Source organism: Paraburkholderia aromaticivorans (assembly GCF_002278075.1).
GTDB lineage: Bacteria > Pseudomonadota > Gammaproteobacteria > Burkholderiales > Burkholderiaceae > Paraburkholderia > Paraburkholderia aromaticivorans.
In genome coordinates, this window is record NZ_CP022991.1 from 368,912 (window position 1) to 389,683 (window position 20,772).

General features: G+C 60.6%; 15 protein-coding genes and 5 pseudogenes. 11 read left to right on the plus strand and 9 right to left on the minus strand.

Going from position 1 to position 20,772, the window contains the following annotated elements:
• Nucleotides 1-26: 26 nt before the first annotated feature.
• The 3 genes and pseudogenes from CJU94_RS34660 to CJU94_RS42005 all read right to left on the minus strand — a co-directional run.
• Nucleotides 27-438, minus strand: a pseudogene (locus tag CJU94_RS34660) (polyphosphate kinase 2 family protein); the annotation flags it as partial.
• A gap of 149 nt (nt 439-587) precedes the next feature.
• Nucleotides 588-1,151 carry a YSC84-related protein gene (locus CJU94_RS34665; protein ID WP_095423166.1) on the minus strand — a complete coding sequence of 188 codons (564 nt, stop codon included), beginning with the start codon at nt 1,149-1,151 and terminating at the stop codon, nt 588-590.
• Nucleotides 1,152-1,561: 410 nt separating this feature from the next.
• Nucleotides 1,562-1,847 (minus strand): annotated as a pseudogene (locus CJU94_RS42005) (SulP family inorganic anion transporter); the annotation flags it as partial.
• Nucleotides 1,848-2,272: 425 nt separating this feature from the next.
• Between CJU94_RS42005 and CJU94_RS42010 the strand changes: the two are divergent.
• The 7 genes and pseudogenes from CJU94_RS42010 to CJU94_RS34700 all read left to right on the plus strand — a co-directional run bounded on the left by CJU94_RS42010 (nt 2,273) and on the right by CJU94_RS34700 (nt 9,731).
• A pseudogene (locus CJU94_RS42010) lies at nt 2,273-2,560 on the plus strand (hypothetical protein).
• 377 nt (nt 2,561-2,937) lie between these two features.
• A complete protein-coding gene (locus CJU94_RS34675) occupies nt 2,938-4,035 on the plus strand; it encodes an AI-2E family transporter (protein WP_095423167.1) in 1,098 nt (365 codons plus the stop codon).
• A complete protein-coding gene (locus CJU94_RS34680) occupies nt 4,035-4,847 on the plus strand; it encodes a TolC family protein (protein ID WP_095423168.1) in 813 nt (270 codons plus the stop codon). The genes CJU94_RS34675 and CJU94_RS34680 overlap by 1 nt, the downstream gene beginning before the upstream one ends.
• A pseudogene (locus CJU94_RS34685) lies at nt 4,844-5,971 on the plus strand (HlyD family secretion protein). The gene CJU94_RS34680 and the pseudogene CJU94_RS34685 overlap by 4 nt, the downstream one beginning before the upstream one ends.
• A gap of 19 nt (nt 5,972-5,990) precedes the next feature.
• Nucleotides 5,991-7,004 carry a DUF2955 domain-containing protein gene (locus tag CJU94_RS34690; protein WP_095423169.1) on the plus strand — a complete coding sequence of 338 codons (1,014 nt, stop codon included), beginning with the start codon at nt 5,991-5,993 and terminating at the stop codon, nt 7,002-7,004.
• 129 nt (nt 7,005-7,133) lie between these two features.
• Nucleotides 7,134-7,532, plus strand: coding sequence for a potassium channel family protein (locus CJU94_RS34695; protein WP_095423170.1), 399 nt, complete (start codon nt 7,134-7,136; stop codon nt 7,530-7,532).
• 654 nt (nt 7,533-8,186) lie between these two features.
• On the plus strand, nt 8,187-9,731 hold the full coding sequence (locus tag CJU94_RS34700; protein ID WP_095423171.1) for a methyl-accepting chemotaxis protein: 1,545 nt from the start codon (nt 8,187-8,189) through the stop codon (nt 9,729-9,731).
• Between the two features lie 369 nt (nt 9,732-10,100).
• On the opposite strand, the gene CJU94_RS34705 is transcribed toward CJU94_RS34700, so the two are convergent.
• Both CJU94_RS34705 and CJU94_RS34710 read right to left on the minus strand, forming a co-directional pair.
• Complete coding sequence (locus CJU94_RS34705; RefSeq protein ID WP_095423172.1) at nt 10,101-11,030, minus strand: oxidoreductase; 930 nt, start codon at nt 11,028-11,030, stop codon at nt 10,101-10,103.
• A gap of 100 nt (nt 11,031-11,130) precedes the next feature.
• On the minus strand, nt 11,131-12,117 hold the full coding sequence (locus CJU94_RS34710; protein ID WP_095423173.1) for an aldo/keto reductase: 987 nt from the start codon (nt 12,115-12,117) through the stop codon (nt 11,131-11,133).
• A 317-nt stretch (nt 12,118-12,434) separates the two neighbouring features.
• Between CJU94_RS34710 and CJU94_RS34715 the strand changes: the two are divergent.
• Nucleotides 12,435-13,343: pseudogene (locus CJU94_RS34715) on the plus strand (LysR family transcriptional regulator).
• Nucleotides 13,344-13,853: 510 nt separating this feature from the next.
• Here the strand turns inward: CJU94_RS34715 and CJU94_RS34720 are convergent.
• Both CJU94_RS34720 and CJU94_RS34725 read right to left on the minus strand, forming a co-directional pair.
• Entirely contained in the window at nt 13,854-14,102 is a 249-nt protein-coding gene (locus CJU94_RS34720) for a hypothetical protein (protein ID WP_167397611.1), read from the minus strand.
• Between the two features lie 288 nt (nt 14,103-14,390).
• Complete coding sequence (locus CJU94_RS34725) at nt 14,391-14,708, minus strand: DUF4148 domain-containing protein (protein WP_095423175.1); 318 nt, start codon at nt 14,706-14,708, stop codon at nt 14,391-14,393.
• Nucleotides 14,709-15,014: 306 nt separating this feature from the next.
• Between CJU94_RS34725 and CJU94_RS34730 the strand changes: the two genes are divergently transcribed.
• From CJU94_RS34730 to dctA, 3 genes are all read left to right on the plus strand, one after another.
• Nucleotides 15,015-15,917, plus strand: a complete 903-nt coding sequence (locus tag CJU94_RS34730; RefSeq protein ID WP_095423176.1) for a DMT family transporter — start codon at nt 15,015-15,017, stop codon at nt 15,915-15,917.
• A gap of 423 nt (nt 15,918-16,340) precedes the next feature.
• Nucleotides 16,341-17,270 carry a LysR family transcriptional regulator gene (locus tag CJU94_RS34735; RefSeq protein WP_095423177.1) on the plus strand — a complete coding sequence of 310 codons (930 nt, stop codon included), beginning with the start codon at nt 16,341-16,343 and terminating at the stop codon, nt 17,268-17,270.
• Nucleotides 17,267-18,568, plus strand: coding sequence for a C4-dicarboxylate transporter DctA (gene dctA / locus CJU94_RS34740; protein WP_095423178.1), 1,302 nt, complete (start codon nt 17,267-17,269; stop codon nt 18,566-18,568). Before CJU94_RS34735 ends, dctA begins: the two co-directional genes overlap by 4 nt.
• A 15-nt stretch (nt 18,569-18,583) precedes the next feature.
• Here dctA and CJU94_RS34745 read toward each other — a convergent pair whose 3' ends face one another.
• Nucleotides 18,584-19,366, minus strand: coding sequence for a substrate-binding domain-containing protein (locus CJU94_RS34745; RefSeq protein ID WP_095423179.1), 783 nt, complete (start codon nt 19,364-19,366; stop codon nt 18,584-18,586).
• A 45-nt stretch (nt 19,367-19,411) separates the two neighbouring features.
• Nucleotides 19,412-20,710, minus strand: a complete 1,299-nt coding sequence (gene tcuC, locus CJU94_RS34750; RefSeq protein WP_095423180.1) for an MFS transporter — start codon at nt 20,708-20,710, stop codon at nt 19,412-19,414.
• Nucleotides 20,711-20,772 lie beyond the last annotated feature (62 nt).

Below are 20,772 nucleotides of genomic sequence, written 5' to 3' on the forward strand. Positions count from 1 at the left end.
CTTCGTCCGCTGTGAAGTCGACCAGGTTAGAAGCGCTCGGCTGTGTAGTTGAAAGGATAGTCCGCTTCCTTACAGCCATGGTTTTTTTGCGTCTTCGGCAGTGTAACTTTCTAGCGCGGCATTGCCTCATAAGGAATCCTGCTCAGCAGATCGCTGATGATGTTCAGGCGCACACGCCGCTTGTCGTTCGAATTCGCCACATACCATGAAGCGATTTCGGTGTCCGACGCCTCGAACATCGAATCGCGTGCACGCGAGTAGTCATACCATCGGCTATAGGATTTCGGGTCCATGTCCGTCGGTTTGCAAACCTTGAACCTTCGTTGATACGTTCTTCCAGGCGGCGGGTCTGTTCTTCGGGGCTGACTTCGAGCCAGTATTCGAGCAGGATGACCCCGACTCGACGATCGCCTGCTCGACAAGCGGTGCCGCCTTGAAGCTCTCAACGCCGCAAAGCTGCCACTAGCACAAGGTGAATGTTTTCGAACGGCGGCTTACGGTGAGAGTGTCGAACGCCTGGACACTCATGCGTCTCTTTCGCGCAAGTTTCGACCTTTCAATGGACTACATTCAACACTCGGCGAAAATCAACGAGGCGTGTAAGAGAACTTCTGGCCGCCAACGCTTGCCTCGTACATTAGACCGCCCTTGGCCACTGTAAACACAGCCATGCCTTTTCGATAGGCGCCTGTCGTTTTGGCATCTTTCTTCCCGCCACTCACGTTAGTAGACGTGCCCGTCGTGCCTGCCTGCGCGCCAGCCGCCGCAGTGATCGCGATCGCGTTGGCATCTGCGCCGAATTCAAAGTTACCATTGGTGAATTCTTTGAGGGCCCGTTCATCCTCGAACAAAATGAGTTCACTGTACACCTGGCCGCCAAGTTGCAAGCCCACAGTGACCTGAGTCATCGATGTATCGCCGATACGTTTCCCTTTCTCATAGACGCGACCCTTCCCATGGGCACCGCCTATACCGACCCCTCCCTTGCCAATCTTCGGAAACACAGCGTAACCATAGGCACTATGCAGAAGGCTGCCGCTTTCTCCCGCGTTCTTGAATAGGTTGAGGGTGTCCGTATATTCGTCGGCCCGAGCAGCAGAAAGAGGCAACATCAGCAGGACCGTGAGCGTCACTATCAGACGTTTGAGCATGACATGTTCTCCATGGATTGATCGCGTTCAAGCACTGCCGTGACGTACTCCCACCCATTATTGTCGATCATGCCAGCGGCAGCAAAAATACATTACAGGATCGCTCCGGCGTGTAGCGATTCACCGGCCGCAGGATCGTCGTGTGCCTCGTCGATAGACCGCGCTCCGCCATCGTCAAACGGTCGAATCGGTTCGCCTAGCCGGGTTGATGTCATCGCGACCGGGCTGCGCACCAGGCTGCCGGATCGGGCGGCACGATCCGGCCCGTGACGAGCGAGTCGAACCGATGACGGATCGCAGCGAGGCGAGCCCGGGCGCCCCGTATCAAGGGGGAAACGATCGGTGCGCACTTGCCAACGACGGTAGTCCCTCCCGAGCGGTCGTAGAGGTTCATCGGCATCGTATGACTGAGAAGGGTCGACTACGGCAGCTAGCCTCGCGACTCGGGCCGCAGAGGTCACCGGCGCTAGGCGAACTTCCGCGTCCGGCCCGAGTATCAATATTCGGCTGGGCCCGAATATCGCCTAGGCGAGCAGCGGAACAATCTTCGCGTACAGGCCACATACCCCTGGAACGCCCGACGCCTCTGCGTAGCGATGGCGACCGGCACTAACATCGTGGTCAGCGCCACGCGCGCGGCCAATCCTTCGGCAGCCATCTTGCCTGATACCCTTTAATGGCCTGAATGCCGGGCAACGAGCGAAGCCATCGTTGTGCGCCTTATGTGTCGCGCTCCGAGTGAATGCGACTATCGATCCGCGTGGTTCGCACCTTCAGACGAAGGAGAGGCATAGATGGTGACAATATGACTTCAGCGTGCCAATCGCGTCATCGTCTCGTAGGCCAACGGTCCACCCACCGTTCGTGAAACCAGGCTCGGTTCCGTAGTTACAGTAATCGATTGTCGCTTCGCGTGACATCGGCCCAAGGTCCTATACCTGCCCGTGTGCGTCAGGCCTATTCTTGGCCTGATGTACTCTTGTTCGGAGGTTGCCATGACACCGTCAACGGACCTGTTGACGGTTATGGTCCCTTCGGCTGGTTGGCCGTTGAGGTGAAAAATGAAGCCGTTATAGTTTTTCGTCGTGACCGTTGCTGTGTCAGCCTGTGCAAGCCAACCTATGCCTCCGAGCGCGTAATCGCTTGGAGAAAGCCAACAGCCGGCCTCTGCTGTCGCGCAATGCATTGCTCAGAAATGGGCAGACCAGTCGCAACAGCAAGTCATATCGCAGGTGATTGTGGCGAACAACCAGGCGATGGATGTCTATGTTCCAGGTCAGCAGTCTCCGATTGGTGCCGCCGCCGTCTTGCGGCCGTCGTGGACGGGTAACAGCAAAACGTGGGTAGGCTTCCTCCCGGGCAGCGGGAGCGGCCGCAACGCCGGCGGAGATGTTGCAGGCTGCCTCTAGGAACTCCGGCCTGATGGCCAACCTTAACTTCGAAGGCACGAAGGTCAGCAGGCTCGACATCTAATACCGGCACGGCACCGCACGACTATCGAGGCGTCCATTTCAGCAGGCGCGCATGCATACAGAGCTGAAATGAATATCAAGATTTGCTTTGTGGTGGCCCCCATCGCCATGAGGCGCGTCCCGCATTTGCCTGACCACAGACGTGGGTGGAGATCACAAAAGGTACGGGCATGAACAAGTAGCTGGTCGATGAATCGGCTTCCATCGGAAGTCGACGGACGCAGTGGCATGGTTCTGTGCTGGCAACCATGGCTAGGGGCGTGCCCAGGATTGTCGCCGGCAGATCCTCGAGTTGACCTGCCGGGAGACAAGTTATGCTGCTCACACCGATTACCCAACGGGTGTTGTCCAGAGAATTGCTCGATGTACTGATCCGTGCTGGACTCGTTGCTGTTCTGGCCATTTTCTGTTTCCGGATATTCGTCCCGTTCCTCAACCTCATGGTCTGGGCGTTGATCCTCGCAATTACGTTGTATCCGCTTCAAGTCAGACTTCGGCGTACGCTCGCCGGCAAGGATGGTCTGATCGCCACGCTGATCATCCTCGTCGCGTTCGGTATCATCCTTGTTCCGACGTATCTGCTGGGCGTCGCGGTAGCCGAATCGATCGATAACGCGATGGCCATTTTCAAAAGCGGCAGCTTCAGCATTCCGCCCCCCGCCGATTCGGTGGCCAGTTGGCCGCTGGTTGGGCAGCGTGTGTATGACTTCTGGCAGCAGGCCTCGATCGACCTTACGGGTCTTGTGTTGAAGTTCGCTCCACAACTCAAGGATACCGGGCTCGCTCTGCTCGGAACGGTTACCGGTCTCGGCGCTGGGCTGCTGCTGTTCTTCGCCGCCCTGATTGTCGCTGGCATACTCATGGCTCATGGCGAGACAGGCCATAAAAGTGCGGTGGAGATCGCCTCGCGCATCTCCGGCCCTGAAAACGGCCCGCAAATCGCCGAACTTTGCACATCCACTATTCGTGCGGTCGCCCAGGGTGTGGTCGGAATCGCGTTCATCCAGATGCTACTTATTGGTGTCGCGTTCGTCGTCGTCGGTATTCCAGGTGCAGGTCTGTTCGCGCTCGCGGTGCTGCTGCTTGGCATCATGCAGTTGCCCGCGACCCTGATCACCATCCCAGTGATAATCTTCGTGATTGCGACGCAAGGCGTGAGCGCAATCACGATCATCTTCTCGGTCTATGTGTTCGTCGCGGGGCTTGCCGATAACGTGCTCAAGCCCTTGCTGCTGGGCCGCGGCGTCGCCGTGCCGATGCCAGTGGTGCTGATCGGCGCGCTCGGTGGCATGGTGACGGGCGGCGTCATTGGCCTGTTCATCGGACCTGTCATGCTCGCGGTCGGGTATCAACTGTTCTGGCGATGGGTAAAAGACCAGCCGAAGCCGTTAAAAGCAAATCAGGACATCTGATGTTTCCGGGGCCGATCGTGTCCTCTGCGCCACTTTACGCGCGCCGGTACTGGCTGCTGTTCGCCGCCAGTTGCCTGAGCGCATGCATGCGCGTCGGCCCCGACTTTCGCCCGCAGCATGAGAGCTGGACTGAGCACTGGAGCAGCGCGTCAACCGAGCAGGTCACACGGCAGGCAACGCAGCCTGACGTTCGGCAATGGTGGCAGATATTCGCGGACCATAACCTCGAGAGTCTGATCGCACAGGCCGATGTCAGCAACGGCGATGTGAAGATTGCCGGCCTGCGTGTGCTCGAGGCGCGCGCCCAACTGGGCATCGCGATCGCGGGCCGCTATCCGCAGGTGCAACAGGCCAATGTCGACGTCCTGTACTCGGTGCGCAAACGCTCGGATGGATTCAACCCGCGCTCAGGCGGCTTCTGGCAGTACGGGGCGGGCTTCAGTGTCGGCTGGGAGCTGGATTTCTGGGGGCGCTTCAGCCGCGCAATCGAATCTGCGCAAGGGGCCGCGCGGCGCTCGCTCAAGCTCGCCAATACGATCTATCGGGAAGGGTACTCGGACTTCCAGCGTGTCCTCGACGCGCAACGGACCCTGTTCGCCCAGCAGGACGCGTACATCGTCAACCGCGGCAACGCGGTGGGCAGTCTGATTGCGCTCTACAAGGCGCTCGGAGGAGGCTGGTACTCGGAACAGCCGCTCGTCGATCCCGCGACGCGCCAGCAGATGCAGCAGCGCACCGACTGGGGCGACTTGCTGAACGAGTCGGATGTTCCGTCCGCTGCCGCCAGTTCGCCTGGAGGTTCGTCCCCATGAGCGACAAGCCCGAGCCCACCCCCGTGACGCCGCGGGAGGCGCCGGCGCCTGTCGCCGACCCGTCCGGCAAAGCGGTGAAGTGGGTCGTCTGCGTGATCGTTGTCAGCCTGATCTGGTATTTGTTCGCCGATCGCTTCACCCCTTATACGCAACAGGCACGCGTTCAGGCTTACGTCGTATCCGTCGCCGCGGAAGCATCGGGGCGGGTGACCCGCGTCCTCGTGCATAACAATCAGGAAGTCAAACCGGGCGACGTGCTCTTCGAGGTCGATAGCGCGCAATACCGGATCGCCGTCGATCGCGCGCGGGCCGATCTCGAGTCGACGCGCCGGCAGGTCGGCGCGAGCACGGCCGGGGTCGATTCGGCGCTCGCATCGTTGCGCGCGGCCGTCGCGAATGAAGTCAAGGCACGCCAGGACAGCGAGCGCCTCGAAAGGCTGTATCGCGACGATGAGGGCACCGTCTCGCTGCGGCGCCTCGAAGTGGCGCGAGCGACGCACGAGCAGGCCTAGAGCCAGGTTGCCGCTGCGCGTGCCGAAGTGGAACGCGCTCGCGAGCAGCAGGGCGGCAATGGGGAGGAGAACGCGCTGTTGCGCGCCGCTGCCGCAGCGCTCGAAAAGGCGGAACTCGATCTTGCGAGTACGCGAATCAAGGCGCGCTCAGGTGGCGTCATCACGGATCTGCGCACGGAGATCGGCCAGTTCGCAGCGGCGGGCAATCCGGTCATGACGCTGATTGCAATCCGCGACGTGTGGGTCAGTGCGGATATGACCGAAAACAACCTGGGGCATCTACGGCCCGGCACGCCCGTGATGATTGCGCTGGACGCGCTGCCGGGCGAAGTTTTCGAGGGACGGCTTCGCAGTATCGGCTATGGCGTGAGTGTAGGGCAGAGCGCGCCGCCCGGAGGTCTGCCTACCGTACAGAACAGCCGCGACTGGCTGCGCCCCGCGCAACGCTTTCCGGTCGTCGTCGAGTTCGACCCGGGTGAGAGGGCGCGCCTTCACAACGTTCGTGTCGGTGGGCAGGCAGAGGTGATGGGGTTTCCAGATCCGGGTAATCCGCTCAATCCGCTGGGTCGCCTGTTTCTGCACGTGATGAGTTGGGTCTCGTACCTTTACTGAATGGCTAACTACTGCATCTATGGAACACAGGCTTCAGCTTCTCGGTCCACGTACGCTACGCGTTGCCACAGGGACGGCACTTTGCCTGACGATCAGCTTCGCGCTGGACCTGTCGGTCCCCGTCATCGCGCCGGTGTTCGCAGTCTTTCTTCTCGCGACGCAAAACCGCCCACTGTCGTTCAAGGCCGGCGTAGCGTTCGCGCTGATCGTGGCTTTGACCACGGGCAGCGGCTTGCTCCTTGTGCCGTTGCTTCGCCATTACGCGTTCGCTGGCGTGATGGTGGTTGGCCTCATGCTCTTCCTCGCGTTTCGCTATGGTTTGCGCGGCGGGAATAATCTGGTCTCGACCTTTCTGGTGGCCGGCCTGACGATGATCTCCGCTGCCGGAACCACTGACTTCCAGTCGGCCGTGACGGTTGTTGGCGCGCTGGTGAAGGGACTTGTGCTAGCCGTGCTGGTGGCACGATTGACTCACATGCTGTTTCCCGAGCCCGTGAGCACGGGGCCACAACCTGCCGCTCAGGCCATGCCCAACGGGCAGGCGGCACGCATCGCGCTGCGCGCCGCACTCGTTGTCATGCCAGCATATCTGCTCGCCATCGCCGATCCAGCGAGCTACATGCCGATCATCATGAAGTCCGTAAGCCTCGGTCGACAAAGCTGTACCACGACGGCCCGTAGCGCGGCGCGCGATCTGATCGGCTCCACGTTGCTAGGTGGCTTGCTGGCGATCGTGTTCTGGCTTGCGCTCAGGCTCTTTGTGGACCTGTGGATGCTCTTCCTTTGGATGCTGCTGTTTGGCCTGTTGGTGGGTCGCAAGCTCTATCGCATCAGCATAACGCGTTACTCACCGGGTTTCTGGTTGAACAGCCTCGTCACCATGATCATTCTGCTGGGCCAATCGGTGCAAGACAGCGCGGCGGGAAAGGACGTCTACACGGCGTTCGCGGTCCGTATGGGACTCTTTGTGGCCGTCACGGTCTACGCCTGCCTGATGTTGCTGATTTTCGAGCGAAGCCACCGCGCGCGATGACGCCGCGCGCAGCCGTGCCTCAGCCCAACGCAATTATTGGAGTCCCTGCTGATGTGATGCCGAAAGCGGGGTGGGACCGACATTCACCCACGTGTAACGGGGTGAGCACAACGTAGGAGGTGCCTGCAAATGGGAAATGCGACAAGCGACACGGTCGTCCGCCTGCGGGCGCGTGAGATCTTGCAGGAATCAGGCCGGACCCTTTGGTACCTGCGTGCAGTCCTGGCTAGCCTGCTAGTGCTGTTCGTGCTGCTAACGGTCGCAATGTATTACATGGGGGACCCCGTGGAGACGGTGAAGCGAACGCCTTCGACGATGGAGGAAACCTGGTACTTCTGCGCGATCACCGCGCTGACCATCGGGTACGGCGACGTGGTCCCTACCTCGACGTTTGGCCGGATTGATGCGATATTGCTGGGCCTGATCGGCATGGTGTTCACGGGGCTGATCGTTGCCGCAGCCGTGCGGGGCGTGCAGGAAGCTGCGCGCCGGGCGGCGGGTGTTGTCGCACATCCCAGCAGGCAATAAGCACTGTGCTGTCTGACCCGCTGGTCGGGCTGCCCTATGCATGGGAGGAAATAGCTGAGAGCACGGCTGTCGTCGCGCGCCGTTGGTAACATCCGGCGGCAAGCCTTCGTGCCACGCATGCGGGCCTGAGGCCAATCGCCGATTGCAAATTAAAACCGTCATTGCGCGGAGGTCGTTTGCCATACTAACTGAATGACGGCTTTAGCCGACCAGCCAATTTGGCGAACTGAATGACCGTTTTACTTTTGAAACACGACGTTCAGGCCGCGATCGCCTGAACGTCCGAGAAGGGTCAGTCCATGCCTGTTGCGTATCTCCGGCGATCAGCGATCCTGCGAGGTTTGCGTCGGGCCGGGCTCGGCCAACTTGAGCCGGTCACCGGAATTCTTCAGCGGTCCGCTGGCCACCCATACCGGACAGTGCTTGAAAGCACCGTGACACGGTGACGCCCTTCGCCTTGTTCAACTTCGACGCGGAAACAGCGAACGACTCTCTACGGGAAATGCAATTTTGCCGGGCCGGCGGAGCGTTATTGGTCGTCATCGCTCTGAAAGGCTAAAGACCTGGATAACCATACCGTTAACAAGGACAAAGAGTCGGCGGCCCCGCTTTCTGCCGCGTATCGAATCTAACATTCTGAGCGGATCTGTACTCATGCGAAATAATCAGCCCGTCACGCAACGCGAATTCGAGTTTCCCGACAACGCGACGTTAATGTCAACCACGGACACCCAAAGCAACATCACATACGCAAACGCAGCCTTCGTCGAAGTCAGTGGCTTCAGTCCTGAGGAAATCCACGGCCAGCCGCACAATCTGGTACGGCACCCTGATATGCCCAAAGAGGCCTTCGCCGACATGTGGGCCACGCTCAAAGGCGGCGAACCCTGGACCGCATTGGTGAAGAATCGGCGCAAGAACGGCGACCACTACTGGGTTCGCGCCAACGCGACACCCGTTGTCAGAAACGGTCAGCCGGTGGGCTATATGTCCGTGCGGACCAAAGCCTCGCGCGAGGAAATTGCCGCGGCTGAAGCGCTCTACAAGGATTTTCGTGAAGGCAACGCTCGCCGCCGTCGCTTTCACAGAGGGTTGATCGTTCGCAGCGGTCTGATGGGCTGGACATCGGCGGTGCAGACCATGCCCGTGCGCTGGCGCATTCGTTCGGCGCTCCTGGTTCTGGCGCCGACACTTGTCGTCGGTGCCTGGGCGCTGGGTCTCGCGGGCGGCGCTCTTGGCGGCTTTGCTGGGGGGGCTTCGATCTGTTTATTACTGGCCTCATGGTGGCTGGAAGCGCAGATCTCGCGGCCGCTCGAACAGATGCGAGAACAGGCGTTGCGCGTGGCCTCCGGTGAAAGCCAGAAGGTCGTGCATATGAATCGCGTCGATGAGATCGGCATGACGCTGCGCACGATCAGTCAGCTCGGTCTGATGTTTCGCTGGCTGATCGACGACGTCAGCGGGCAGGTGCTCAATGTACAAACCGCGAGCAACGAGATCGCACAGGGTAACAATGATCTTAGCGCGCGCACCGAGCAGGCCGCGACAAACGTTCAGCAAACGGCTGCATCAATGACGCAGATGACCGCCACCGTGAAAAGCAACGCAGAAACGGCGACCCAGGCCAACCAGCTCTCAGGGTCTGCAAGCGATGCAGCGGCAAGGGGAGGCCAGGCAGTGTCGGAGGTGGTGACCACGATGAACGACATCACCGACAGTTCGAAAAGGATCGCCGACATCATCGGCGTGATCGATGGCATTGCGTTTCAGACCAACATACTGGCGCTCAATGCCGCGGTTGAGGCTGCACGTGCCGGCGAGCAGGGGCGTGGGTTTGCAGTCGTTGCTGCCGAGGTTCGCGCGCTCGCACAGCGTAGCGCCAGTGCGGCCAAGGAGATCAAGGGTCTGATTGGTGCTAGCGTCGCGAAGGTCGAATCAGGCTCGAGGCTCGTCGATGACGCCGGCAAGACCATGGACGAAATTGTCGTTCAGGTGAAACGCGTCTCGGACCTGATTGCCGAGATCAGCTCGGCCACCATCGAGCAGAGCAGCGGCATCACGCAAGTCAGCCAGGCCGTCAGCGATCTCGACCATATCACGCAACAGAACGCCGCGCTGGTGGAGCAGGGCGCGGCGGCGTCTGAAAGCCTAAAGCAGCAGGCAACGCGCCTGGTCGATGCGGTGAGCGTTTTCCGCTGACGGTGCTTGCCCCTGAGCCTGGTTCTCCAGGGTTGCGCATGCGCGGATATATGTCGGAAGACGTGCTTGACGCAACAAGCTTAATCTCATGAGTGGGCGTGCCACGTCCTAGTCGTGTGACATCGCGTCTCATGGCGACTCGTAAGGGTACGGTCGAAGGTATTGCATCACTGGCCGAAGTGGGTCGACAGCGGGCGGACGGGAAATTTTCGAGCGTAGGCCATGGCGTAGGCCGTCCCGCAAAGTCTTATCCGGCGCGGGGAAGGTACTGCTGCGTCACGGGCGAACGGGCAGCAGGTGATCCGGCGGTTGCTGTGATAGTGGGTTCACGCATGTTCGGATACAAAGTTGCTTGGGTGCCCGGGTTTATCAGTGCGCTACTTTATCCGGCTGCCCGATCTTCCGTTTCCGGTCATTGCCGTCATTCGCCCGCAAGCCAATGCAGACGTTCGGAACACGCCCATTAATGTGAGTGTGCAGGATGTGGACGATCGATTGGTCGTAACTGCCGGTGGCGGGCCTTTGATCTAACGCGCTGCCGAGCGAAGCATGGATATAGCTTGCTCCGCTACCGATCAGGCGCGGGACCAACTCCAGCGAGTCGCCGATGCTCAATCGCCCGTCCATGCCTTCTTCTACCGACATTCGATAGCCAAGCGCGAATGGACGATCGGCATGGTCTGCGATGGTTCGCTTGACAGCTTCTACCACCGCGAGTGGGAAGCGCATGCGGTTTTCGAGCGAGCCGCCCCATTGGTCAACGCGGCGATTCGAATGAGGGGAGAAAAAGTTCTGGATCAAAAAGCCATGTGCCCCATGGAGCTCTATGCCATCGAAACCGGCAGCAATAGCACGACGTGTGGCATCGGCAAACGCCTCGATAACATCCAGAATTTCCTCTTCCTGGAGCGCTCGCGGTACGATGGCCGAGGCAAACGGGCCTGCTTCACCTTCGACCTCGCTTGCTGCCACCACGTCGCTGACCAGGGCCGGCAAGGTCTTCACGCCGGCATGAAAAATTTGCAGGATCGCGCATGCACCGCCACTTTTGGCGGCGTTCGCCAGTCTCTTCAGACTGGGAATGAAGCGATCCTCATACGCGGCAAATTCGCCAGTGAAGCCAACTCCATTCTCCTGCACATGCGTGCAGCCGGTGATGACCACACCGACGTCCTTCGCCCGACGCCGGTAATAGGTTTCCTCTTCGTCGGAGACGGTGCCATCGTCGTTGCTGGCCCATGTTGTCATTGGGGCCATCGCCACGCGATTGCGTACGGTCAGGCCAGGCGCCAGTGCCATTGGCTCGAATAGCTTGCTGTATTTCACGTAACTTTACTTGAGGTCTTGTGGCTCGGGGACACGGTGGCGCAATGCTGACCCACCACCGCGTTATGGAAACTCAAACCGTATAGTCGATCTGGCTCATGTGGTCTTTGCCCATACGGTCGCCGAAAACAGGGAATTTTGAGAGCTTGGTGTCGATTTCCTGAACGTCGGCGGCCGTGAATTGGAGGCGCTGCGCACCGAGGTTTTCGAGCAGATGCGACTCGGTACGCGTACCCGGAATCGGAACGACATGGGGTCCTTTCGCAAGCAACCACGCCAGCGAAACCTGCGACGGTGTCGCCCCTTTGCTAGCCGCGTACTCCTTGAGCCATTCGATGATGGGCATATTCAGTTTCAGGAATTCCTTCGAGAAGCGAGGAAACCCGGCACGGAAGTCGTTCTTCTCGTCGAACTTTGTGTTCGTGTCGAACGCGCCCGTCAGGAACCCCTGGCCAACCGGTGACCACGGCACGAAGCCGATTCCCAGTTCGTTACACGTCGCCAGCACGCCATTGAGTTCGACGTTGCGGGTCCACAGCGCGTATTCCGTCTGGACTGCGGCAACTGGTTGCACGGCATGCGCGCGACGGATGGTCTTCACACTCGTTTCGGATAGTCCGAAATGCAGTACCTTTCCCTGGCCGATCAGGTCCTTGATCGCTCCGGCGACGTCCTCGATCGGGACGCTCGGATCGACGCGATGCTGATAGTACAGGTCAATGTGATCGGTTCGAAGGCGCTTGAGAGATTCCTCGACCACTTTGCGAATGTGTTCCGGGCGGCTGTTCAGCGCGATCGTCCCATCGATCGCGAAGCCAAATTTGGTGGCGATCTGCACTTTGTCCCGAAACGGCGCCACCGCCTCGCCGACGAATTCCTCGCTCAGATACGGCCCGTAGACCTCGGCGGTATCGAAGAAGGTCACGCCATGCTCGAAAGCCGTTCGGATTGTTTTTAACGCTACGTCTTTCGGCACGGGCGCATTGTAGTTGCCAGCGAAAGTCATGCAGCCTGCACCGACTTCCGAGACCTGCAATCCGCCTAATGTGCGCTGTTTCATGTCTTGTCCTTGTACGGGTTGGGTGTCGTGTTTGCCGTGGGAGTACGCCCCGTCGGTTCCAAGGGTGAGCTGGGAGGCGGCGACCGTGCCCAGCGCAATCGAGTGCTTGACGAATGTGCGCCGGCTGTCGCTTCGGAGACTGGGACGATCCCGTGATTGCGGCGTCGATCCAGCGTTTTCGTCACTAACAAGCATGGTCATGCCTCGTGATGAGTGCGGAACGCGTTCCGCTGGGTGCGTACTGTCAATCTATCACCGTGAAACTCATACGATTAGATGGCACTATCCTCTTGCCGTTATCGGAAGGGGTTATGAATATGAAAGAGAGCCTGGACGACCTTGCCGCGTTCCTCGCGGTGGCGACGAAAAAGAGCTTCACGCGAGCGGCTGCGCAACCGGGGATCTCGCAGCCTGCATTGAGCGCAAAGATGACGTCCCTCGAAGAGCGGTTAGGCGTGTGACTTCTAACGCGCACGACCCGCAGCGTCTCCACGACCGGGGCCGGCGAACGGCTGCTTAGATCGATCACGCCTCACTTTGCGGGCATTGCCTCGGGCCTGGCTGATCTGAACGCGCTACGGGACAAACCAGCGGGGCATCTGCGGATAACCTCCGTAGAGCACGCTTCGCAGAAAGTTCTTATACCGGCGTTGGCAAAGCTGCTGCCCGACTATCCCGACATCACGGTGGAGGTCATCAACGATTACGGCCTCGCTGACATAGTGGCCGAGCGGTTCGACGCGGGAATCCGTCTTGGCGTGCAGGTCGCGCAAGACATGATTGCCGTGCGCATTAGCCCTGACTTCGGGCAGTGGGTGGTTGGCGCGACTTCGTATTTCGCCTGGTATGGCACGCCCGAGACCCCGCATGATCTTACGGGTCATCGCTGCATATCCCTGCGCCTGCCGACTTCCGGCGGCGTCTGGTCGTGGCCCTTTGTTAAGGACGGGTACGAGCTGAAAGTGCGGCCCGGAAGCGAATTGTCGTTCAACACGATCACGCTTCAGCTGGACAGCGCGCTAGCCGGGCTCGGCCTCGCTTACCTGCCGGAAGATTTCGTGAGCGACCACGTGGCGGCTGGGAGACTGGTACGCGTCCTCGCCGACTGGTCGACGCCAATGTCCGGTTACCACCTTTACTATCCGAGCCGCCGGCAGCCGAGTCCGGCATTTTCTCTGCTCGTCGATGCCTTGAGTTATCGAGGGCGAGCATCTTCTGGGGGATAGGCGGGAGAGCCTGTGCCTCGTGCAGGCGCTGAAGCGCACCGCGGTGGGATGGTGTCCTTCGTTGACTGGTCGCCGCGGGTACGGCAATAGCCGCGTCGCTATCCATGTCAGCTCGTTTGCGCAAGCCTCGTCCAATGACCATATTGGCGGCGCGCCCACGTTAGCATGCGGCGCAAGCGACTGTCCGTTTTACCGGAAGCGCCGACTTGATACGGCGCTGGGTCGATCGTCTGAGCCGGGGCGACAGCTGTCGACCGCGATTTCCCGAAGCCCCGGCTGCGTAGGCAGCTTGCACGAGGCAGTGACCGGCCATCCACGATCGTCGTGCCGTGTCTTCATGTGGACGTTCGAATGTCGCCTTCGCCCGGTTATCGAACCTTTGCGTGTCGATGTTCCGGCGCGTCGTGGAACTGGCGGCGGGCGATTCGGATCGGCTGCAGTCATTCCGTTCAGCTTGCAAAATGTGCAGTCAATTTGTCCTTCGCCGCTTGTTCGAGCTTGTGATGCAACTCAAGCGGCACGCTGAAGACCGGTCATGAAGGGGCGCGCAATCCGAGGCGGAAATACGCACCAGCAGCCGTCGTCGTGCCGAAAGAAAAAGATTGCGCGCGGGCCGCTCGGAGCTGATGCCTCGACGTGCACGTAGCGTCTCCTATCTTCGCGCATATGTCCAAACTGAATTACGCGAATTTGAGTATTGGGGGCCGGCGCAAGCCACTTTTCCACCAGGTAATGCAAGGACTTCTCGGCGGTGTTCACGGTCATCTCCTTCGATCGCCCACCCTCAGCCGGCCAGAGACTCAAGTGCTGCGACCCGAGCCTACGCGATGAGGATGATTACAGCGTAGACTCGGCTGTAGATTTGCGATAGTTAATGTTTTTAACAAAAATAATAGGCTTTTGTTTATACATTGTTCCTCTTGGGGCCATCGTGACGCCGCGCACCGGTCAGCCCGCTCAACCCTCGGAAGCGAAACTGCGCGGACGCGGTCGCTCACTTAATAGGCGAAAGAAGCAGCCAGCGATGGCTTGTGAGACATGCTCGCATCAGTGACCGAAGTAGATCGAGCGAGTACCTTGGGTTGCCGTCGGCGCACCCGACTGCGATGAGCCATCCGATATTCCGCCTACACCCGTGCTTCGCGGCGCAGTGACATCCTGCGCTTGAAGACGCGCCTCAGCCGCTTGAATATCTGCTGGGTAGTGCACATCTTTTGCGGCCGGCCTGTACCCGGCTTGTTCCACTCGAATCAGATCCGCGCGTATTTCGGCCCGCGTCAACGGACCCGTAGCGTCCTGTGCGAAAGAGGCTACGGGAGTGGCAAGTACGCCGGCAATCAGCGCTGCATATATAAGGGTCTTCATGGTGCATTACCTCCTGAACCTGGGTTGGGTCAGCTTCACGCCGCCGTGACGGAAGCCTTCGATCTCACCACCTCGTGGAACCGGGAGTGAGTACCCTTATTCTGTACAGCGAAGATTGATGCACGCTGACGCAAACATTACATTGATGTTATGTTCGCTTCGCCTTCAGGAACGGCAGGGCAGCCTTGGAAGCACTCGTTCAGGTCTCGGAGGGCGAAGCACTGCAACGGGTGAACATGAGCCGAATGCAAAAGGCCGCGTTCGGGCCAGAGACGACCGGTCGCTGTTGTTCGTACGGGCAGCGCAATGCCCGGATACTGGCGCAAGATTCAGCGTTTTTTGGGGATTTCTGTGTCGCCCGTGCGTGTCACCGTGCTGACGCTGCTTGCAATGGTCGCGTTTGCAGCGAATTCGTTGCTATGCCGGCTGGCCCTGAAGGGCACCGGCATCGATGCAGCGAGTTTTACGTCGATCCGTATCGCGTCGGGCGCCCTCGCGCTGTCGATAATAGTGCGGCTGCGGGGCGGGGGGCTGGGCGGCGCCGGAAACTGGCTGTCGGCGCTGGCGCTGTTCGCCTATGCGGCCGCATTCTCGTTTGCATACCTGAGCCTGCCGGCGTCCACTGGGGCGCTGCTTCTGTTCGGCGCCGTGCAGACGACGATGATCGGCTACGGCATCCGAAAGGGGGAGCGCTTCCATACGCGGCAATGGATCGGATTGACATGCGCGTTGGCAGGCCTTGCCGGGCTGCTGCTTCCCGGTCTCTCCGCCCCACCTCCCGGAGGCGCTGCCCTTATGCTCGGGGCTGGCATCGCTTGGGGCATCTATTCGTTGCGCGGCAAGGGCGCAGGAAATCCCACCGCGGTGACGGCCGGTAACTTCCTGCGCGCAGTCCCACTTGCCGCTGCGCTCAGCGCCGCCATGTCCGCCCACGCTTCGGTTGATTGCGCCGGTTTCTGGTATGCAACGGGTTCCGGCGCAGTGGCCTCCGGCATTGGCTACGCCATCTGGTACGCGGCGTTGCCCGGTCTGAAAGCTGGCAACGCGGCCACGGTGCAGTTGAGCGTGCCGGTCATCGCGACGCTCGGCGCAGTCGCATTTCTTGGAGAGAGCGTGACCATCCGAATCGTGTTGGCCTCGGCAGCAATCCTCGGAGGTATTGCCCTGGTTGTGGTGGGTCGGGGAACCCGGCACGACCGGCGGCGGTAAGAGGGCGGTGGACGACGTGGATATATCGGGACTGACGGATCGCGGCCTGCTTCAACGCTCCTTCATCGGCCTTATGCGAAGCTTTCCATAAGGCCGAACTCCCGTCTCCCTATGCGGGGCGACGAACGGCAGTTGTACATTGATGATGTTGAAAAAGTCGTTTCGAGATTTCTTCTGTTCGCTCGCGCGAAAATCGACCTCTCAGATCGACCTACAAGCCGCTCGCGACCTCTGCTCAAGGGCAAGAAGACCCCTTAAACGTCGCAAGAGAGACCGACGGCGACTTTTTCAACAACATCACGACGAAACCGGCCCGTCGATCCCGATTTCGGTGACCGCTCGTAGGCTAATCACCGAGTGTTGCCTCGAAGGACACGTCCATATCGTGCAAAATAGTCGCATCTAGAATACGGAGGACGACCCGTGGGCGTCAACTTCGACCTGAACGATTTGCAGGCGTTTCGAGCCGTCGTGGAGTTGGGTAGTTTCCGCAAAGCAGCGGAGGCGGTTAATATTTCGCAGCCAGCGCTGAGCCGGCGCATCGAGAAGCTCGAAGCGGCGCTCGGCGTGCGGCTCTTCGAGCGGACCACCCGCACCGTGACGCTCACCACCGTAGGTCGCGTGTTCGCCCCGAGCGCGGAACAACTTCTCGACGATCTTGATGTCGCGTTGCTCGGCATTCGCGATGTCTCCAGCAGCCGCCTCGGTCATGTGACCATCGCATGCGTGCCGTCGGTGGCCTACTATTTCCTACCGAGCGTCGTTGCCGCCTATCACAGCCGCTATCCGCGGATCCGGGTCAAGCTGCTGGACACGAGCGCCAACGACGTGCTCAGCTCGGTCATCAGCGGTGAAGCCGATTTCGGCGTCAGCTTCATGGGCAGTCAGGAAACCGATGTCGAGTTCAAGGTCCTGCTGCAGGAGCGCTTTGTCGCCGCGTGCCGTCGCGACCATCCCCTTGCCCGGAAAAAACAGGTGACCTGGAGTGAGCTGTATGAATACGAATACGTTTCCGTCGACAAGACTTCCGGCAACCGCCTGCTGCTCGATCAGGCGTTGACCAATGTGGCGCCTGCAGTGCCGAGCGTCTGTGAGACTCGCCATGTCACCACCATGCTCGGCCTCATTGAAGCGGGACTCGGTGTGGCAGCGGTGCCTTCAATGGCAATGCCCATGCGCGACCATCCGATTTTGACCAGCGTGCCGCTCTTCGATCCGATCGTGACGAGGCGAGTCGGTATTGTCAGACGCCGGGGGCGCCCCCTCGCGCCGGCCGCGCAGCAGTTCTACCAGACGATCCTCGACACGAAGCGAAGCGGCATGGCCGGTGCGGCGAAGAAGACCCAGAAATGACGCTATCAAGGCCCTTCAGGCTGCTTTACGTCCAGGTCCTGCTTGGAATGGGGTTCGGCATGACTGTCGGCCACTTCTGGCCACAGGCCGGCGCGTCGCTGAAACCGCTCAGCGATGCGTTCATCGCGCTGGTACGCATGATGATCGCGCCAATCGTCTTCTGCACGATCGTCACCGGCATCACGTCGCTGGTGAGCGGCTCGAAGATCGGCCGGGTCATCCTGAAGGCGCTGGCGTTGTTCTACTTGCTCACCATCGTTGCGCTCGTTCTGGGGCTCGCGACCGCGTTCGCGCTGCATCCGGGCGCGGGACTGCATATCGACGCACATCATCTGGACACAGCCATCCTCGCGCAGTATTCGACTCGCACGCAGACGCACGGACTCGTGGAATTCGCGCTGCATGTGATTCCGGAGACGCTCGTCGGCGCCTTCGAGAGAGGCGAGGTTCTGCCGGTCCTGCTGCTTGCCCTTCTGTTCGGCTTCGCAATGAACGCCAGCGGAAGCGCCGGGCGGCGAGTGCAGGAATTCATCGATAGCTTCGCACACGTGCTGTTCCGCATCCTCGCGCTGATCATGCGGCTTGCCCCCGTCGGGGCATTCGGCGCGATGGCGTTCACGGTGGGCCGATTCGGGATCCGTTCGATTGGCTCGCTCGGCATGCTGATGTTGTCGTTCTACGTGGCGTGCCTGCTGTTCGTCGTCTGCGTGCTCGGCCCGCTCGCACGCCTGCATCGCTTCTCCCTCTGGCGCTTACTGCGCTACATTCGCGAGGAACTCGTCATCGTGCTGGCGACGTCGTCGACCGAACCGGTGCTGCCGCGCCTCATCGTCAAGCTCGAAGCGCTTGGCTGCGACAAGGGTATCGTTGGACTGGTGCTGCCGGCCGGCTATTCTTTCAATCTCGACGGCACGGCGATCTACCTGACCCTCGCCTCCCTGTTCATCGCGCAAGCGTGCGATATACACCTGTCGGGCGGCCAGATCGCGACGATGCTCGCGGTCATGCTGCTCACGTCCAAGGGCGCGGCGGGCGTGTCGGGCAGCGGACTGGTTGCGCTCGTCGCGACGCTCGCCGTCATTCCCGATCTGCCGGTTGCAGGCGTCGCGCTATTGGTCGGCATCGATCGCTTCATGTCCGAGGCGCGTGCCCTGACGAGCGTGATCAGCAACGCCTGTGCTGTTATCTTCGTATCGATGTGGGAGCGCGCCTGCGACCGCACGCGTTTGGTGGATGCATTGAGCCTGGCGCATGGGCCAGAAGAAGCTTTCGATCAGCCCGCCGACCTGCCGGGCTGAATCGTTGCTGTCGTCTCAATGCGTGGCGACGGAGTCGAGCCCGGTCGATGTCACCTCCGGCTGCACGGCGGGCGACGCGAGGTAGTCGAGCAGCGCTTTCGCCTCCTTCGGATGCTGCGCGCCGACCGGGATGCCAGCCGCAAAGCGCGTGACGGATTGCACCGACTCCGGAATCTTGCCGACGTACGCCGCGCCCTTCACCGGGAGCAGCTCGCTTACCTGCTGAAATCCCACTTCATAGTCGCCCGTTGCAACCACCGATGCCACCGGGATCTTCGGGATCATTTTCGCCTTGGGCTTCACCTCTTGGTCGATGTCGAGCCGCTTGAACAATTCGCGCTCGATATAAACGCCGCTCGCGCTATCCGAGTAAGCGATCGACCGGGCATGCAGCAAGGTTTCCTTGAGCGCCGCCTCAGAACCAATGTCGGGCTTCGGCGCGCCGTCGCGCACCACCATGCCGATACGCGAATCCGCGAGCTCGACGCGCGAATTGGGGATCACCTTACCCTGCTTGATGAGGTCGTCGAGTGCATAGCCGACCATGATTACGACGTCGGCAGGCTCGCCGCGCTGGAGCCGGTTCGGAATGGCCTCCGGCGACTTGCCCATCGACGGTCCTAGCGCGGTATCGAGCGTGTTGCCCGTGGCGGCCGCGAACTTCGGGCCGAGCAGCTTGTAGGCAGCGGTGAAGCCGCCAGAGCTCATCACGTGCAGTTCGGCGGCCTGCACATTTGCCGCGGCGGCGGCGCTGCCCAGGAGCGCCGCGGTGCAGAGTTTCAGAAGGATGGAATTCATGGGTGAAAGGACGTCAGGCTGAAGTTCGAGGAGCGAAGCGATGCTTCAGGAAGCCGCACGCAGCGGAACGGGACGACGCCGGTACAGCGCGAGCGTGGCACCGAGCCCGCAGACCGCGGCGAAGCTCATCCAGTAGCCCGGCGCGGCTTTGTCGCCCGTCATGTGAATGAGCGCGGTCGAGACCACAGGTGTGAAACCGCCAAAAACCGCCGTCGCGAGGCTGTAGGCCAGCGAGAATCCAGCGACACGCACTTCGACCGGCATCAGCTCGGTGAGTGCGACGACCATCGCGCCGTTGTACATCCCGTACATGAATGAGAGCCAGAGCAGCACGAGCAGCATGTTGACGAAGCTCGGCGCGTGAGCGAGCAGCGACAGCGCGGGGTACGCGGTCGCCATCGCCAGGATCGTCATTCCGAAAAGCAGCGGACGGCGACCGATCCGGTCCGACAGCGCGCCGCCAATCGGCAGCCAGATGAAGTTGGAGATCCCCACGCACAGCGTGACAAGCAGGCTATCGGCGGTGCTCAGATGCAGGACCGTCTTGCCAAAGGTAGGCGCATACACGGTGATGAGATAGAAGCTCGTGGTGGTCATTGCGACCAGCAGCATGCCCGCGATCACGACGTTCCAGTTCTGCATGAGCGTCGTAAAGACTTCTTTCATGCTGGGGCGATGCTGGCGCTGTTTGAATTCCTGTGTTTCCTCGAGATTGCGCCGCAAAATGAAAATGAAAGGAACGATCATGCAGCCGACGAAGAACGGCACGCGCCATCCCCACGCAGCGATCGCAGCCGTGTCGAGCCACTGGTTGAGCGCGAAGCCGAGCGCGGCGGCGACGACGATCGCCACCTGCTGGCTCGCCGACTGCCAGCTCGTGAAGAAACCCTTGCGGCCCGGCGTCGCCATCTCAGCAAGATAAACCGATACACCGCCCAGTTCCGCACCGGCGGAGAAGCCTTGCAGCAGACGGCCAATCAGAACGAGGGCCGGGGCGAACAGTCCGATCGTCGCATAGCCGGGTACGAACGCGATCAGGATGGTGCCGCTCGCCATGATCGACAGCGTGACGATCAGGCCCTTGCGGCGACCGACGTCGTCGATATACCCGCCGAGGATGATCGCGCCGAGCGGTCGCATGAGGAAGCCCGCGCCGAACACGGCGAAGGTCATCATCAGCGAAGCGAACTCGCTCCCCGCCGGGAAAAAGACCGCGGCAATCTGCGTGGCATAGAAGCCGAACAGGAAGAAGTCGAACTGCTCGAGGAAGTTGCCTGCCGTCACGCGTAGCACGGCAGATGCCTTCGATTGCCCGGGGGCCAGCGGGGTTGAGGAGGGATGCATCGAGGTGTCTCCAGAAATTTTGACTTGCGATGTTCGGGCGATTTGTTGTTTGTCGAATATTG

What these genes read in the sequence shown, in the direction of transcription:
- CJU94_RS34700 (WP_095423171.1), top strand. Translation starts at nt 8,187, where the DNA reads ATGCGAAATAATCAGCCCGTCACGCAACGCGAATTCGAGTTTCCCGAC.
- CJU94_RS34690 (WP_095423169.1), top strand. Translation starts at nt 5,991, where the DNA reads ATGGAACACAGGCTTCAGCTTCTCGGTCCACGTACGCTACGCGTTGCC.
- CJU94_RS34675 (WP_095423167.1), top strand. Translation starts at nt 2,938, where the DNA reads ATGCTGCTCACACCGATTACCCAACGGGTGTTGTCCAGAGAATTGCTC.
- CJU94_RS34665 (WP_095423166.1), bottom strand. Translation starts at nt 1,151, where the DNA reads ATGCTCAAACGTCTGATAGTGACGCTCACGGTCCTGCTGATGTTGCCT.
- CJU94_RS34730 (WP_095423176.1), top strand. Translation starts at nt 15,015, where the DNA reads ATGCCCGGATACTGGCGCAAGATTCAGCGTTTTTTGGGGATTTCTGTG.
- CJU94_RS34695 (WP_095423170.1), top strand. Translation starts at nt 7,134, where the DNA reads ATGGGAAATGCGACAAGCGACACGGTCGTCCGCCTGCGGGCGCGTGAG.
- tcuC (WP_095423180.1), bottom strand. Translation starts at nt 20,710, where the DNA reads ATGCATCCCTCCTCAACCCCGCTGGCCCCCGGGCAATCGAAGGCATCT.
- CJU94_RS34725 (WP_095423175.1), bottom strand. Translation starts at nt 14,708, where the DNA reads ATGAAGACCCTTATATATGCAGCGCTGATTGCCGGCGTACTTGCCACT.
- CJU94_RS34680 (WP_095423168.1), top strand. Translation starts at nt 4,035, where the DNA reads ATGTTTCCGGGGCCGATCGTGTCCTCTGCGCCACTTTACGCGCGCCGG.
- CJU94_RS34705 (WP_095423172.1), bottom strand. Translation starts at nt 11,030, where the DNA reads ATGGCACTGGCGCCTGGCCTGACCGTACGCAATCGCGTGGCGATGGCC.
- CJU94_RS34745 (WP_095423179.1), bottom strand. Translation starts at nt 19,366, where the DNA reads ATGAATTCCATCCTTCTGAAACTCTGCACCGCGGCGCTCCTGGGCAGC.
- CJU94_RS34710 (WP_095423173.1), bottom strand. Translation starts at nt 12,117, where the DNA reads ATGAAACAGCGCACATTAGGCGGATTGCAGGTCTCGGAAGTCGGTGCA.
- dctA (WP_095423178.1), top strand. Translation starts at nt 17,267, where the DNA reads ATGACGCTATCAAGGCCCTTCAGGCTGCTTTACGTCCAGGTCCTGCTT.